The 15,608-nt window shown below is 45.2% G+C and carries 12 protein-coding genes and 1 tRNA gene; 9 read left to right on the top strand and 4 right to left on the bottom strand.

Going from position 1 to position 15,608, the window contains the following annotated elements:
• Positions 1 to 65: 65 nt before the first annotated feature.
• Entirely contained in the window at positions 66 to 536 is a 471-nt protein-coding gene (locus tag IC230_RS17465) for an Lrp/AsnC family transcriptional regulator (protein WP_191040329.1), read from the bottom strand.
• Between the two features lie 251 nt (positions 537 to 787).
• On the opposite strand from IC230_RS17465, the gene IC230_RS17460 reads away from it, so the two are divergent.
• On the top strand, positions 788 to 2,491 hold the full coding sequence (locus tag IC230_RS17460; protein WP_191040328.1) for a glycoside hydrolase family 10 protein: 1,704 nt from the start codon (positions 788 to 790) through the stop codon (positions 2,489 to 2,491).
• Here the strand turns inward: IC230_RS17460 and IC230_RS17455 are convergent, their stop codons facing one another.
• From IC230_RS17455 to IC230_RS17445, 3 genes are all read right to left on the bottom strand, one after another.
• Positions 2,492 to 3,745 carry a 4-hydroxy-3-methylbut-2-enyl diphosphate reductase gene (locus IC230_RS17455; RefSeq protein ID WP_191040327.1) on the bottom strand — a complete coding sequence of 418 codons (1,254 nt, stop codon included), beginning with the start codon at positions 3,743 to 3,745 and terminating at the stop codon, positions 2,492 to 2,494. It abuts the gene before it with no gap.
• A 264-nt stretch (positions 3,746 to 4,009) separates the two neighbouring features.
• Positions 4,010 to 5,533, bottom strand: a complete 1,524-nt coding sequence (locus tag IC230_RS17450) for a GH3 auxin-responsive promoter family protein (protein ID WP_191040326.1) — start codon at positions 5,531 to 5,533, stop codon at positions 4,010 to 4,012.
• Between the two features lie 73 nt (positions 5,534 to 5,606).
• Complete coding sequence (locus IC230_RS17445) at positions 5,607 to 6,488, bottom strand: glycerophosphodiester phosphodiesterase family protein (RefSeq protein ID WP_191040325.1); 882 nt, start codon at positions 6,486 to 6,488, stop codon at positions 5,607 to 5,609.
• A gap of 103 nt (positions 6,489 to 6,591) precedes the next feature.
• On the opposite strand from IC230_RS17445, the gene IC230_RS17440 reads away from it, so the two are divergent.
• From IC230_RS17440 to IC230_RS17405, 8 genes are all read left to right on the top strand, one after another.
• Positions 6,592 to 9,039 carry a penicillin acylase family protein gene (locus IC230_RS17440; protein WP_191040324.1) on the top strand — a complete coding sequence of 816 codons (2,448 nt, stop codon included), beginning with the start codon at positions 6,592 to 6,594 and terminating at the stop codon, positions 9,037 to 9,039.
• Positions 9,040 to 9,105: 66 nt separating this feature from the next.
• A complete protein-coding gene (locus tag IC230_RS17435; RefSeq protein ID WP_191040323.1) occupies positions 9,106 to 9,477 on the top strand; it encodes a hypothetical protein in 372 nt (123 codons plus the stop codon).
• 60 nt (positions 9,478 to 9,537) lie between these two features.
• A complete protein-coding gene (locus tag IC230_RS17430; protein WP_191040322.1) occupies positions 9,538 to 10,140 on the top strand; it encodes an OmpH family outer membrane protein in 603 nt (200 codons plus the stop codon).
• Positions 10,141 to 10,342: 202 nt separating this feature from the next.
• Positions 10,343 to 10,804 (top strand): SsrA-binding protein SmpB, encoded by a 462-nt coding sequence (smpB, locus tag IC230_RS17425; protein ID WP_191040321.1) that lies wholly within the window; start codon positions 10,343 to 10,345, stop codon positions 10,802 to 10,804.
• 137 nt (positions 10,805 to 10,941) lie between these two features.
• The gene (locus IC230_RS17420; protein WP_191040320.1) at positions 10,942 to 11,457 is read left to right on the top strand and encodes an HNH endonuclease; all 516 of its coding nucleotides are present in this window, start codon (positions 10,942 to 10,944) and stop codon (positions 11,455 to 11,457) included.
• Positions 11,458 to 11,736: 279 nt separating this feature from the next.
• Positions 11,737 to 13,524: a 30S ribosomal protein S1 gene (rpsA, locus tag IC230_RS17415; protein ID WP_191040319.1), complete on the top strand. Its 1,788-nt coding sequence runs from the start codon at positions 11,737 to 11,739 to the stop codon at positions 13,522 to 13,524.
• Positions 13,525 to 13,890: 366 nt separating this feature from the next.
• Positions 13,891 to 13,961, top strand: a tRNA-Cys gene (locus tag IC230_RS17410).
• A 247-nt stretch (positions 13,962 to 14,208) separates the two neighbouring features.
• Positions 14,209 to 15,534 (top strand): c-type cytochrome, encoded by a 1,326-nt coding sequence (locus tag IC230_RS17405; protein ID WP_191040318.1) that lies wholly within the window; start codon positions 14,209 to 14,211, stop codon positions 15,532 to 15,534.
• Positions 15,535 to 15,608: the final 74 nt, after the last annotated feature.

Raw genomic sequence — 15,608 nt, 5'->3', positions numbered from 1 at the left:
ATGAATGATAAATGACGAACGAACATTCATTCCTGTAGCATTTATCATTCACAATTCATCAGTCATTACGGAATTGGTAATACTTTGCTTTCTTTAAACGTAGACATAATCACCATCGTCTGCGTATTCGCCACTTCATCGATCTCGTTGATAACGTCCAGCATTAGTGCCTGATAGGAGGATATGTCTTTAGAAATCACCTTAAGCAGGAAGTCGCCTGAGCCCGTGATGTGGTGGCATTCAATGATTTCAGGAATTTCGTTGACCCGGTCTACAAACGACATGGTCGTATCTTTCTTATGGCCGACCAGCGTAACCATGACGAACGTAGTAACGCCTAAGCCTATTTTGTCACGATTTAACTGCGCATGATAACTTTGGATAATGCCTGACGTTTCAAGTTTTTTAACGCGTTCCAGCGTGGGAGCGGGCGAAAGGCCAATTTCTTTGGACAACTGAGCGTTAGTTATTTTAGCATTGGCTTGCAGAATTTCTAATACGTTGCGATCTATCTGATCTAATTTGTGGCTCGACATAGATTAAAGTAATCTGTTATACTTAGTTATTATTCCCTACAAAGCTAGTATCTTTTGCGATAGAAAATTCTTAAATTATGATGAATTTTTCTAAAAATCAAAACAAATGTTGTGTGGAATCATATTATACGGCACAATATTAAGTGAAATCTATAAGCAGCCAAATTGACTTTTTTCTTCTGACGACCTTATATGAAGTGCACCGGTCTAATAGATGATACCTATTTTTGTTGATTAATTTATTCGTATCGATGCGTCCAATCGCGTACCTTTTTCTTGCTTTTGTTGGCCTTATAGGCATTAGTTGTCGCGATAATAAACCGGTGGTGACTGCCAAAACATCGGGTGTCGTAACTCAATCAACAGTGAGTAAACCCGCGTTTGCCAAGCCAATCGTGGCTAAACCAATTCCGCCAAAACAGACCTTACCGACTTCTGTTGATACCCTTAAGTATGACGATATAATTGACTTAACGCCCCCTCCTCCAAAGCGAGAGTTTCGGGCAGTATGGATTGCTACTATTGATAACCTAGACTGGCCTACTAAAAAAGGACTCCCTGTTGCCAACCAGCAGCGTGAGATTTTGGCTATGTTCGATCAGCATCAGGAAATAGGGCTTAATGCGGTAGTTGTACAGATTCGCTCCGCTGCCGATGCATTTTACGCGAAAAGTTCAGAGCCCTGGTCAGAATGGCTAACAGGTCAGCAGGGATTAGCACCAGAGCCTTTTTATGACCCGTTAGACTTTATGATTGAGCAAGCCCATAAACGTGGTCTTGAATTCCATGCGTGGTTTAATCTTGATCGGGCAACGTTTAGCAAAACGTCTAGTGTCGCTCCAACCAACATTATCTATCGTAAACCAGAATGGATGCTGACCTATGGAGGGCGCAAATTATTTAATCTCGGCGTGCCTGCCGTTCGATCCTATATTGCCGGTGTTGTAGCGAACGTAGTACGCGAATATGACGTAGATGGTATTCATTTTGACGACTACTTCTATCCATACGCAGAACCGGGCCAGACGTTACGTGACGACAGTACGTATCGAGCGTATTCGAATGGCATAAAAAATAAAGGTGACTGGCGACGCGATAATGTTAATAGACTCGTTGCCGAACTACGCGATTCAATCCGAGCCAATAAAGCGTGGGTAAAATTTGGTATTAGCCCATTTGGTATCTGGAAAAATCAGGCAAATGACCCTGAAGGGTCCGCTACGAATGGCGGGCAGTCGTACTACGATATTTACGCTGATACCCGTAAGTGGATACGTGATGGCCTGATCGATTACATTGTGCCACAAGTGTACTTTAGTTCGGAGTTTGGACGAGCGCCTTACAAAACCTTAGTTGATTGGTGGACACGTAATTGTACCAGCAGCACCTGCCAGTTATACATCGGTCATGGCGCTTATCGGGTTGGCCGTGGTTCTGATCGCGATCCGGGTTGGTGGCGAGCTACCGAATTTCCGAATCAGATGCGATACAATCGTCAGCAGAAGGCCGTATCTGGCAGTGTGTTTTTCAGCGCCAGAAATCTAAAAGCCAATCCATTGGCGATTAATGATTCGTTGAAAACAAATTTCTACCGACATCTGGCGCTGGTTCCCACTATGCCCTGGTTAGACAGCCTTCCGCCTTTGCCACCGCGTGATTTAAAATTAATTAGAACGCCCGACGGCATTGAATTGTCCTGGCAGCAATCGGCCGAAGCGCTGGATGGCGATGGCGCGAATGGGTATCTCGTTTATCGATTTGAAGGATTACGACCGCTAATCCGTCTGGATGATCCCCGGCACATTGTGGCGAAGTGTGTTGGCCAATCAACAACTCATTATGTGGACAAAACGGCTGATCCGCAAAAGAAATACATCTACGCCGTTACCGCTCTGGATCAACTACAGAACGAAAGCCGAGAGGTTACCGTAAAATTTAGCGAAACAGCGCGTTAACTATTGATTTTCGCCCATTACGTTAGTGATTACGTCACTAATCGGCCGAGCGTCGGGGAAAAAGCTGATCAATTTAAGTAGAATACCTTCGACAACGGCGTCTGGACAAGAGGCTCCGCAAGTGAGAGCAATTGTTACCGGCTGCTCATCGGAATCGTTCAGCCGGGGAATAAAGTTTTCCGTTACAATCTCCTGTTTTGTGTGACCATCAAAATGCCGAATTAGTCTATCGGACAAAATTTTCTGCTCAGATTCGATGAAATAAGTCGGTAATTTCTCTTCACAGAGCTCAACGATATGCGACGTATTAGACGAATTATAGCCTCCAGCTACAATGGCAAAATCGGCTGGATAGGTTAGTAACGCATACGTAGCATCCTGATTGTCGTTTGTTGCGTAACAAAGTGTGTCGCGGGTATTGGCAAAGTGGTTCTCGATTTCATCTCCAGCTAAATCATATTTTTGAACCATCACCTGTTTCAAATAGTCGGCAATGCCTTGTGTATCAGAGGCCAGCATGGTTGTCTGATTAACGACACCGATACGTTGTAGATCGCGGTCGATATCAAAACCTGCAGAATATTGTCCGGTAAATTCAGTGTAAAATTGCTCCGGCGACAACTCTCCAAGAATATACTTCGCCAATCGCTGAGCCTGACTCATGTCTTTAACGACAACCGTTGGAGCTGCTTCTTTACTGTGCGAGAACGTAGCGCGGGTCTCTTCGTGACTGGGCTTGCCATGTACAATAACCGTATAGTCTTTCTGTCCAATCTGGTTGGCTTTGTTCCAAACTTTTTCCACAAATGGGCAGGTGGTATCGTATTTGGCTACGTCTAATCCCAGGGAAGCCAACTGATTTTGCGTTTCTAAGGTTGTTCCAAAAGCAGGAATAATGACCACATCATCTGATTTTAAATCAGTCCAGGGCGTAATCTGGCGGCCACTCGTGTCCATAATGAACTGAACTCCCCGATCCTGTAAGTCAGCATTCACATCCGGATTATGAATCATTTCGCTGAGTAGAAAAATCCGTTTATCTGGATTCTCGGCAATAGCCTTATAGGCAATCTCAACGGCGTTTTCGACCCCGTAGCAAAACCCGAAATGACGAGCGATTAACAAACGGATCGGTCCGAAATCAAGAAGAGTCGGTGTAAAATCGCGCTTTAGCTTATCACGTTTCCGCCGAAATTCCTTCAGGGGTGTAACAATGCTACTACGGTAATATTCAGGTATATCGAAAGATTTCATCAGAACAATAAGCAGATGAATCAATAGCTGATTAAGCTGTCAACTCAATGGTAACTTCTATTAGAGAAACAGAGAGACAAAGGGCTTCGTTCGACACAAAGTTAGTTGTTGTCCTAAACGGACAGAGTCCTGATCAGGAAGCTGGTTAAGCGCTGCACTTGAACGCCGAAATCATTCCTGACAAGGATTCGAGAGCTGATAACACTAAAATTTCACAAACGAAGCGATAAAGATTGAATAATCCATATCGTTACGTAGCCACAATTACAGTTCAAGAACCTGCCCAAGAATATCGTCTAAGTATTCGCGGGAGTTAGCCAGTCTGGGCACTTTATGCTGACCGCCTAATTTGCCGCGTTGTTTCATCCAGGCGTAGAACGTACCAGGTTGCACCACATGAATACGGGGTCGTTTCAGCACCATGTCATTGTATCGCTTCGCATCATAATCAGAGTTTATTTGACGTAGCGTTTCATCCAGAATTTGATTGAATCGTTGCTGGCTGTCTGGCTCCTGTGCAAATTCAATAACCCACTCGTGGCATCCATTGGCACCATTACTCATATAGATCGGTCCGGCAGTATAATCTGTTATAACAGCGTTGGTCGCTTCACAGGCTCGCGTAATGGCCATTTCAGCATTTTCAACGATGACTTCTTCGCCAAACGCATTGATAAAATGCTTTGTACGTCCGCTGACTTTGAGCCGATGCGGATATAGGGATGTGAACCGAACCGTATCGCCGACTCTGTATCGCCACAAACCGCCATTAGTTGAGACAATGAGGGCGTAATTTTTATCCAGTTCGACTTCATCAATAGTCAGCGCTTTAGGAAAAGGCTGATCGGCTTCGGCAATCGGTACGAATTCGTAAAAAATGCCATAGTCGAGCATCAGCAGCATTTCACCCACTCGTTTCAGATCATCCTGGATGGCAAAAAAGCCTTCGGAGGCATTGTAAATCTCTTGATACAGAACGCTTTTAGACGGGAAAATTTGCTGTTGGAACAATTCCCGGTATGGCTGAAAGTTGACCGCACCGTGCATCATCACCTCAAAATTCGGCCAAACTTCCAGAATGTTTGATTTTCCTGTACGAGCGAGAATTTTGTCAATCAACACTAACCCCCAGGTTGGCGTACCTAGTAAACTGGTAACGTTTTCCTGCGACGTAATTTCTGCCATACGCTCTAATTTGGCCTCCCATTCGTCCATTAGGGCTACTGAAAGTGAAGGCGTACGGATATACTGCGCCCAACTGGGCAGGTTGTTCATAACCACCGCCGAAACGTCGCCGGCCGCGCTGTTGGTGCTATAGGGATTTTGATGCAGGCTGCCGCCAATGGAAAGACCTTTGCCTTCAAATGCCCGGCTGTCAGGATTATTGGCAATATAAAGGGCCATCATATCCTTACCGCCTTTAAGGTGGCTTTCGTCCAGCGATTCCGTAGTGACGGGAATGAATTTAGAACGGGCATTGGTTGTACCAGACGACTTGGCAAACCAACGAACCGGCGAAGGCCAAAGTACTTTACTTTCGCCCTTCATGACACGTTCGATGTACGGAAACAGGTCTTCGTAACTCGAAACAGACACTCGCTCCTGAAAATCGCGGATACACTGAATGGATTTATACGCGTGTTTACGGCCCCACTCCGTATGGCACCCAGCCCGAATAAGTTCAGTGAAAACTTTCTGTTGCGCTGCACCGGGGCGTTGCATAATAGCTTCAATACGCGGCAATCGCCGTTGTAGGAGCCATTTAAGCGTAGTATTAAGCAAGGTCATAAATCCGCAATGCACATAAACCAATCTGCCAAATTGGTTATTTTTAGAAACTTACGAAAGTAATAATTAGTTTTTACAAACCACTTGCCCGATTAGGATAGTCTGTAATTAACCCATCGACACCCCACTCTTTCAAACGTAGCATATCCCTACGCTTATTTACTGTCCAGGGTATAACCTTAATGGTTTGTTCATGTAGACGGGCAATCTTGGCTTTGTTTAACAAGCGAAAATGCGGACTATAAATATCAGGTTTGAACCCAAGCTTCCGAATGCTTTTCTCCGGTCTATGTAAGCTGGCTACCAGTGCAGATAGCCTGACATTAGCATAATTACCTGCGATAACCTGCTGTTTCCAGTGCTTTAAAACTGCAAAATCAAAACTCTGAATGATGGTACGTTCGGTAATCGATTGCTTACGGATAACAGCCTCTACAAGATCGCCGAAAGCAGCTGGTTCAGGCTGGCTTTTGTTATACTGCGATGGTTCGCTTTTGATTTCAATACTGTAAGAAAAAATGGGTAGGTTTTTCTTTTTCCTATAGGCTTCAGCTTGTTCAATAACTTCGCTCAGGAGCGGTTTATACGTTTTAATTTTCTGCTGTTCCGGATAAGCTGAATTTCCGTTAGAGCCAACATCATACTGCCTGATGTCGACGTAATCCATGTGATAAAGCACCAATTTTTTTTGGTCTCTTTTATCAACTGGCTTTCCATCGGGGCTTATGCTGTAAGCCGCGCTGAAATAGGGTTCATGCGAAACAACGACCTGTCTGTCTTTGCTGATTACTACGTCCATTTCCAGCGTTTTGACACCAAGATCGAGCGCTTTGAGAAAGGCTGGAACTGTATTTTCAGGCATTAGCCCCCGACCTCCCCGGTGTCCCTGTAGGTCAAAAATGGTTTGAGCAGCACTCGAATTAATCAGGCAAACCAGTAATACCAGAAAGCGCATAACTAACGTAGTAGAAGAAACACTCAAAAGTACTACTTCTTTTTAGTTAGTTTTCGGCAGTATTCGACTCTATACCTGTACGATCCGTTGTTTCTACCCTGTTATGCGCTATACGAAGGCCATCATTAGTACTTTATTGACATGCCTACTGGTTTGGGCGTTAAACCGTTCCTGGGGAGGCATTCCGGCGTTCGGTCAGTTACTAAGCCCGTTTGTTGGTTTCTGGCAAAATGCTGAGACCATTATTGATGCAGATGAAGAGGTAACAGTACATGGCACCAAATCGCCTGTCACAGTTATTATTGATGATCAGGCCGTTCCACACGTTTTTGCTCAAAATGACCATGATCTTTATTTCGCGCAAGGTTATCTCACGGCCCGCGACCGACTCTGGCAAATGGAATTTCAGACACACGCAGCCGCTGGCCGCGTCTCCGAAATTGTTGGTGACAGAGCGTTGGAGCTGGACCGTTTCAATCGTCACCTGGGTATGGGTTACGGTGCTGAACAAACCTTGAAGGGCATGCAGGCAGACCCAACAACTCGCGATGCCCTCGATGCGTATACGGCTGGGGTTAATGCCTGGATCGGCCAACTTACACCCGCTCACTATCCGATTGAATACAAGTTACTAGGTTACGCGCCTGAGCCTTGGACACCACTCAAATGTGCTTTGTTGCTGAAACAAATGAGCAGCACGCTTGCTGGCGGAGCTGATGATCTGCTCATGACCAATATTCTGCGGAGATATGGCGCTACGGTCACGGCTAATTTATTCCCGGACTATCCAACTCGTGAAGATCCCATCATTCCGCCGGGTACGAAATGGGAATTCAAGCCGCTGCCTATACCATCTGCGCCAAAAGACAGTGCGTTAAGTGGCCTGATTGCTTTATCGGCGCCGGGCTTTGGTACGCCCCCCAATCGGGCTAATCCGGAAATTGGGTCAAACAATTGGGCCGTTGGTCCACAGAAATCAGCAACGGGTTATCCTATTTTAGCTAACGACCCACACTTGACCCTAAGCCTACCATCTATCTGGTATCAGATTCAACTAGTCTCGCCAACCGTCAACGTTTATGGAGCCTCGTTACCCGGCGCACCGAACGTCATTATTGGGTTCAATAAAGACGTTGCCTGGGGCGTAACCAATGTTGGGGCCGACGTACTTGATTTTTACGCTATTCGCTTCCAGGATGATTCACGTCGGAAATACTGGCATGATAATCAATGGAAAGCAGTTAATCGGCGAATTGAAACGATACGTGTGAAGGGTAAGCCAGACGTAATTGACACGGTTTATTATACGCATCATGGACCATTGGTTTATGAAGCGGGCGCGAAGCCTTTCCGGGCAAGTATTCCAACGGGGTATGCTGCTCGCTGGATTGCTCACGAGCCTTCCAATGAAATGCGCTGTTTTTACTACCTGAACCGCGCCAAAAACTTTGCTGATTATCGGAAAGCGCTGGCTTACTACGTAGCACCGGCGCAAAACTTCATTTTTGCCGATAATAAAAAGGACATAGCCATTTCGCCCAACGGCCGTTTTCCGCTTAAATGGAAAGATCAGGGTAAGTTTCTTCTGGACGGTACTAACCCGGCTACTGATTGGCATGGCTTTATTCCTGCCGATCAGAATCCAATCGTTAAGAATCCGCCCCGCGGGTTCGTCAGCTCGGCGAACCAGTTTTCCACCGATCCAACTTATCCGTACTATATCAACTGGCAGTTTGCACCTTACGAACGTGGCCGACGTATTAATCAGCGTCTGGCGGCTATGCAACGAGCTACCACAGATAGCCTGCGCCAGCTACAGAACGATACGTATAATCTCAGAGCCGCCGACGCATTACCGACACTGTTGTCAATGTTGTCAGAAAAAAGTCTGAACCAGGAACAGCGTAAAGTACTGCAGTCGCTTCGGCAGTGGAAACGTAACAACGACGCGGGCGAAGTAGGGCCAACAATTTTTACTGAATGGAATGCGCAACTCATGAAAGCAATTTGGGCCGATGAGTTCGATACGGGCGATACGTTGCCCATGCGTTTCCCATCCTTTGACCGCACGTTGACGCTTATGCAGCGCGACTCAGGTGCCCGTTGGTTCGATAACGTCAAAACGCCTGCTCGCGAACATTTGCCTGATTTGCTGGCTCAAAGTTTTCAATCAACCTGCGACACACTCATAAAGAAGCATGGCCCTGTCGGGAGTAATTGGGCCTGGGGACCGCACAAAAGCACAGACATCCGGCACTTGTTACCTGGCGTTGATGCGTTTAGTGTACTTGATCTTGATGTTGGTGGAGGGAATGTTATTGTAAACGCGACAAATGAACGGACAGGACCTTCCTGGCGAATGGTAGTTGCACTAGGCGAGCAGCCAAAAGCCTTTGGGGTTTATCCTGGCGGTCAGTCTGGTAATCCAGGGAGTCCTTATTATCAGAATACGATTGAGACCTGGAAAAAAGGTCAATTGAACGAATTGCTCTATCTACAATCGGCGCAGGACAAACATCCAAGAGTTAAACGGAGAATACTACTGAAATAGCCAACGTAGCATGGCTGAAAGCAGCTTCTTATCTATCTAAAATTCGTGGCTTCCAGCCATTATGTTATGATTCAAATTATCCTCATTGCCATATTTAGTTTATTGGCTCAACTGATTCTGCCCTGGTGGAGCCTGGCCGTCGTCGCGTTTGGCGTTTGTTTCTGGCGCAGCCCAGGTGCTGGTCGCGCGTTTTTTTACGGCTTTGCAGGCATTATGTTGGTATGGGTAGCCTACGCACTACTCATTCACGTACGTACTGATGGAGTCTTTACTGGTCGAATGAGCAGCTTACTTTTTAAGACCAATAATGAAGCTATCCTTATACTAGTAACGGGTATTCTGGGCGGATTGGTTGGAGGCTTATCTGGCTTATCGGGTTTCTTTGTCCGACAAATTACCGGCACTCAGATGGCAAATCGTACTCTCAGGCGTTCCTAGTAATTCGATAATTCCCTCTACATTTGTAAGATAAACTTGTCACTAACCAATTTCTTTACTGTGAAGAATGCCTCATTAATTCTGAACGTCATCCTGACAATTGCCGTAGCTGTACTGTATTATCTACATTTCAAAGACAAACAGCCCGAAGCGGCTCCTGCAACAAAGACCTCAACCGAAGCGAAAGGTAAATCGATTGTATATGTAAACGTCGATTCGTTATTGACCAAATACGAATATTTCAAAGACACGCAAAAAGTTCTCGAAAGCAAACGGTTCCAGTTAGAGAACGATCTGGCAGCTAAAGGCCGGAATCTCCAGAATAAAGTGGCTTTCTTTCAGCAACGTGCTGCCACGATGACGCAGGAGCAGGGGCGTGCTACAGAAGCTTCTCTCCAAAAAGAGCAACAGGATATTCTGGCTTATCGCGAACGGGCAGCCCAAAATCTGGCTGTTGAAGAGCAGAGTAAAAATAAAGAGCTGTACGACCAAATCTACGATTATCTGAAGAAGATAAACGCTCAGAACAAATATGAATTTGTGCTCGGTTATACAAAGGGTGGAGGTATCCTGTTTGCCGATCCATCGGCCGATCAGACAAAAACGATTCTCGACGGACTGAACAAAGAGTATCAGACTAAAGAGACAAAACCCAAAAAATAACGTAGTACTAACAAGTAAAGCCGACGCTTGATTTTTGTCGTGTCTTACGTATCCGTCTTCTGAGCGAATGCATTTGCCGCGCTCAGAAGACGGATAACTTGTTTTATGGATTGTCATTTTCTCCTAAAGAGATAAACCTCTCCGCAATTTCCGGTGTTCTTGGTCTTACCTGGCTACCTTTGTAGCCCTGTTTATATTTATTATGGCTTCTGCTTCTATTGTTAAACAAGTTGATATCCGTAATCGACGCGCATCCTTCGAATATTCGTTTTTAGAAACGTATACGGCAGGTATAGTTCTGACCGGTACAGAAATTAAATCTATCCGGCAGGGGAAAGTGAATTTACAGGATGCGTACTGTGTGATTCATAATGACGAACTTTTTGTTCGCCAAATGAGCATTTCTGTTTATACCGAAGGGACTCACTATAATCACGAACCACTTCGTGATCGCAAACTTTTGCTGACGAAACGCGAGATCAAACGGCTGACCGAAAAATTAAAGGATCAGGGCCTGACAATCGTACCAACCCGTCTCTTCACCAACGAACGTGGTTTTGCTAAAGTAGACATTGCCTTAGCCAAGGGTAAGAAACTTTATGATAAGCGCGACAGCATTAAAGAGCGTGAGGTTGAACGCGATCTGCAACGGGAACGATATTAATTTTAGATGTCAGTCAATAGTCGTTAATGGATAGTATTTAGGTAATCAAGAAAGCTGCTGACTAAATTTTTTACAACGCTTGCCCTTATGTGGATAACTCTGTAACTTGCTACCGTACAGAGGCATCTCAAACGTTTATGGGTAGGAAAGTATTAGTCTTAAATCAAGATTACAGTGCCCTCAGCATCTGCTCCGTTCCCAAAGCATTCTTGCTGGTTTATTTAGAAAAAGCCGAACTTGTTGCTGAATCCGAGCAATTCATGCTCCGAACCGTATCAGCAGAGTTCCCGATGCCGTCGGTGATTCGGCTTCATCGGTACATAAATCTTCCCTATAAAGGTGTAATGCTTACCCGGCAGAACATTTTTAAGCGCGATGGCCATCATTGCCAGTACTGCGGAACCACCGAAGATTTAACGCTTGATCATGTTATGCCAAAGTCGCGGGGGGGCAAAACCAGTTGGGATAATCTGGCCACTGCCTGCAAACGATGTAATTCTCGCAAAGGCGATTTCACCCCAGAAGAAGCAAACCTCAAATTACACCAGAAACCTTTCAAGCCTACATTCCTGGTTTTCTTGCGCGAGTTCTCAGGATCTATCGAGCAAAGCTGGATGCCATTCTTAGCCAAAAAAGAGAAAGCATTTCGATAAGATAAAGTAAAAGAAAGGAGGAGGGGGACGAACGGAAGGAGAAGAAGAAAGGAAAATAGAAGATGTTCTGCATCACTTTCCCTTTTTTCCTCTTCTCCCGTTTGTCCCCCTCCTCCTTTCTCCCTCTATTTCAAAGACTTTTGCCTTTTTCGAAACTTTTTTATCAAAGCAATTGCTATCTTTGCAGTCCTTTTTTGAAGGCAAACTATTTACAACCAAAAGTCAGCCCGCCATTGACCTACGGGCTGATGTACCGAGAGGGTCAGGAAACTTTTTTTTATGAGCAAAACGCAGCAACGCGAACTGCCGGCATTTGATTGGGACCGCGCAGACAACAAAGGTTTTGGGAGTGGCTATTCGGATGCGGAGCGCAACCGGATGTTGGAACTGTATGACAATACGTTGTCGGAGGTTAAAGAAAAAGAAGTGGTAATGGGAACCGTCGTTGGGATAACGGACCGGGAAGTATTACTCAACATCGGATTCAAGTCGGACGGCTTGGTACCTGCTTCGGAGTTTCGGGATATGCCGGACCTGAAGATGGGGGATGAAATTGAAGTTTACGTAGAAAATCAGGAAGACCCCAACGGCCAGTTGGTGCTTTCGCGCAAAAAAGCGAAGGTAATCACAGCTTGGCAGAAAATTCAGAAGGCTTTGGACGATGACCTCGTTATTGATGGTTTCGTAAAACGCCGGACGAAAGGCGGTCTGATTGTTGATATTTATGGTGTTGAAGCCTTCTTGCCAGGATCGCAGATTGACGTGAAGCCAATTCGTGACTTCGATATTTTCGTTGGTAAGAAAATGGAGGTTAAAGTCGTCAAGATCAATTATGCTAATGACAACGTCGTTGTTTCGCATAAAGTCCTGATCGAAAAAGACCTTGAAGCCCAACGCGCTCAAATCCTGAACAACCTTGAAAAAGGTCAGGTTCTGGAAGGTGTTATCAAGAACATGACCAACTTCGGTGTATTCATCGATCTTGGTGGTGTAGATGGTCTGCTACACATCACAGATATTTCGTGGGGTCGTATCAGCCATCCTTCGGAAGTTCTTCATCTCGATCAGAAAGTCAACGTAGTAGTTCTTGATTTCGACGAAGACAAGAAGCGTATTTCGTTAGGCATGAAGCAGCTACAGGCCCATCCTTGGGATGCTCTGGCTGAAGATATTCAGGTTGGTTCGAAAGTGAAAGGCAAGATTGTGAATGTAGCGGACTACGGTGCATTCCTTGAAATCATGCCGGGTGTTGAAGGACTGATTCACGTGTCAGAAATGTCATGGTCGCAGCACCTTCGCAATCCACAGGAGTTCCTGAAAGTTGGTGATGAAGTGGAAGCCGTTGTGTTGACACTTGACCGGAACGATCGGAAAATGTCGTTAGGTATTAAGCAATTGACCGAAGATCCTTGGACTCGTCCGGAGCTACGTACTAAATATGCTGTTGGTACGAAACACAAAGGCGTTGTCCGCAACCTAACTAATTTCGGTTTATTCCTGGAATTGGAAGAGGGTATCGACGGCTTAGTACACGTATCGGATTTATCGTGGACAAAGAAGATCAAACACCCTTCTGATTTTATCAAAGTTGGCGATGAACTCGAAGTAGTTGTTCTTGAGCTGGACATTGATAACCGTCGACTAGCGCTGGGTCATAAGCAACTCGAAGAGAATCCATGGGATACCTTTGAAACCGTATTTGCCGTTGGTACAATTCATCGTTGCACAATCATCAGCAAGAACGACAAAATGGCAACCCTGGAATTACCTTACGGTATCGAAGGCTTCTCGTCTCTAAAGAATTTGACTAAAGAAGATGGCACGTTCGCTGAAGTTGGCGAGACGCTTGACTTCAAAGTAACGGAATTCTCGAAAGAAGAGAAGCGGATCATGCTCTCGCACACAAAAACGTGGCAGGAGAAGAATGAGCCTGCTAAAGAGCAAAAAGCTGCAAAAGTGTCTTCACCAAAAGCGACTACAGCTCCAGCTCAGGCAGAGCGTGGTGCTACGTTAGGTGATCTTGACGCACTGGCTGCTTTGAAAGAGCAAATGGAAGGTCGTAACTAAAAGGTAGTACGTCTGTGAGGAAATGCCCCTATGTCTGAGAATATAGGGGCATTTCTGTTTTTAAACTGTCTAGAAGTTCAATAGCCTTTTTATGCACTTGGTATTGATGCCAATTCTTTTGTAAGAACTACTTTCTATTTCACCAAAAAGTTAATTAACGAATCGTAATAACTTTTTGGTGATCACAGAAACAGCCTTTTACCTGGTATTTTACGATTACTGACCTTTAACATTGTAGAAAAGCCACGTAGAATCTTTTATTCATTCTCGAGATTCAAAACGATTTTTTAAACCAGCTTTCTCTCTAACTAATAAACACCTATATTTGCACTCCCAAACATAACGACGGTTAAGTTTGGGTTATCAGGTTCCGTGGCCGAGTGGCTAGGCAGAGGTCTGCAAAACCTCGTACAGCGGTTCGAATCCGCTCGGAACCTCATATAATAAGTAGTGTAGATCATTTGCCACTTTCTAATATCCAAATAGAATATTAGAAAAGTGGCATTTTGTTTTCAACAAACAACGATAATCCTCAATGTTTGTCAGGTACCAGTTGCCATTCATCACTTGCTTAATTAGAACCAATATAAATAAAAACGTCGGTTCAAATAACTAAACACCAATTTTTGCCTATACAGTAATCGTGTCGTACTTTTGGACGCTAATAAAAAAGCAGTAGTGATTATGTTGATTCGCTCAATTAATAGAGTTTATAAAATGAGTCATTTATACAAGCTCTGTGGGACCATCGCTTTATTTCTGATGCTGTTGCTTGCTAACGCTCAGGTGAAGGCGCAGGATGCAGCAGCCGGCGGTGCCGCGGCCCCAGCGGCCCCAGCAGGGGGTGGTGGTGATGTTGAAAAAGGGAAGACCTTATTTACCAATAACTGCGCCCAATGCCATGCAGTAACGAGTGAGAAGGTAGTTGGTCCCGGTCTGAAAGGAATCAAAGAACGGGCGCCTGGAGGAGATTGGTTGCACAAGTGGATTAAAAACTCCTCGGCTCTGATTGCTTCTGGCGATCAATATGCAAACCAGGTGTTTAATGCGAACGGAAAGGTTCAAATGTCAAGTTTTCCGAGTCTGTCGGATGCTGATATTGATGGCATCTTGGCTTACATCGACCAGGCTGGTAAACCTGCGGTTACGGCAGATGTTGCTGGAGCAGCAGATACCAAAAACGCAGGTGGTACGGGCGGTTCAGGGCCAACAAGTGGCGGCCCATCTGAGCTTTTTACACTTGTTTTGGTTGCCTTGTTGGTCGTAATGTTGCTCGTCCTGGGTGTTCTGTTGGTTATCGTAACGATTCTTTCGAAAGCTGTATCTCCTGTCTCAATAGGAGAAGGTACTCAAATTCCTTCCACGTTCAGCCAACGACTAAAAACAGGTTTATCGAATACCTTTAACAATCCTACACTTCGCTCAATCGTCATTTGGTTATTTCTTTTAGTTGCTGCTAAAGAGACTATTGATGGCGCTTATGGTATTGGTATTCAGCAAGGATATGCGCCAAAGCAACCAATTGCTTACTCGCACAAGCTTCACGCTGGTCAATATAAAATTGACTGTAACTACTGCCACACAGGTGCACAGAAAGGGAAAAGCGCTACGATTCCAGCGGCCAACATCTGTATGAACTGCCACGGCGTTATCAAAAAAGAGTCGCCTGAAATTCAGAAGATTTATACAGCTATTGAAGAGAATCGCCCAATTGAGTGGATTCGGGTTCACAACTTACCTGATCTGGCGTATTTCAACCACGCTCAACACGTAAATGTTGGGAACGTAGCGTGTCAAACCTGCCACGGTGAGGTCGAAAAAATGGAGGTGATGGAAGCTCGATCATCGCTGACGATGGGCTGGTGTATCGATTGCCACCGTCGGACCGAAGTGAATACGAAAGACAACGCCTACTACGATAAACTGGTGGCTCTTCACCGGAAGGAAAGCAAAGAACCGCTTAAAGTTGCTAATATTGGCGGTCTGGAATGTTCTAAATGTCACTACTAATGTTGATGACTAATGACCATTGCATTGTGATTCACCAATGCAACTGATTTACCCGGAATTGACGGGCGGTTCAT

The organism is Spirosoma validum (assembly GCF_014699035.1).
GTDB lineage: Bacteria > Bacteroidota > Bacteroidia > Cytophagales > Spirosomataceae > Spirosoma > Spirosoma validum.
The sequence above is the reverse complement of the archived record's forward strand: the minus strand, read 5'-3'. Positions and strand labels throughout refer to the sequence as shown.

Excerpts from the sequence above, each read along its gene's own strand:
- IC230_RS17465 (WP_191040329.1), bottom strand. The coding sequence starts at position 536 with ATGTCGAGCCACAAATTAGATCAGATAGATCGCAACGTATTAGAAATT.
- IC230_RS17460 (WP_191040328.1), top strand. The coding sequence starts at position 788 with ATGCGTCCAATCGCGTACCTTTTTCTTGCTTTTGTTGGCCTTATAGGC.
- smpB (WP_191040321.1), top strand. The coding sequence starts at position 10,343 with ATGGCTTCTGCTTCTATTGTTAAACAAGTTGATATCCGTAATCGACGC.
- IC230_RS17420 (WP_191040320.1), top strand. The coding sequence starts at position 10,942 with ATGGGTAGGAAAGTATTAGTCTTAAATCAAGATTACAGTGCCCTCAGC.
- IC230_RS17455 (WP_191040327.1), bottom strand. The coding sequence starts at position 3,745 with ATGAAATCTTTCGATATACCTGAATATTACCGTAGTAGCATTGTTACA.
- IC230_RS17450 (WP_191040326.1), bottom strand. The coding sequence starts at position 5,533 with ATGACCTTGCTTAATACTACGCTTAAATGGCTCCTACAACGGCGATTG.
- IC230_RS17440 (WP_191040324.1), top strand. The coding sequence starts at position 6,592 with ATGCGCTATACGAAGGCCATCATTAGTACTTTATTGACATGCCTACTG.
- IC230_RS17435 (WP_191040323.1), top strand. The coding sequence starts at position 9,106 with ATGATTCAAATTATCCTCATTGCCATATTTAGTTTATTGGCTCAACTG.
- rpsA (WP_191040319.1), top strand. The coding sequence starts at position 11,737 with ATGAGCAAAACGCAGCAACGCGAACTGCCGGCATTTGATTGGGACCGC.
- IC230_RS17405 (WP_191040318.1), top strand. The coding sequence starts at position 14,209 with ATGTTGATTCGCTCAATTAATAGAGTTTATAAAATGAGTCATTTATAC.
- IC230_RS17445 (WP_191040325.1), bottom strand. The coding sequence starts at position 6,488 with ATGCGCTTTCTGGTATTACTGGTTTGCCTGATTAATTCGAGTGCTGCT.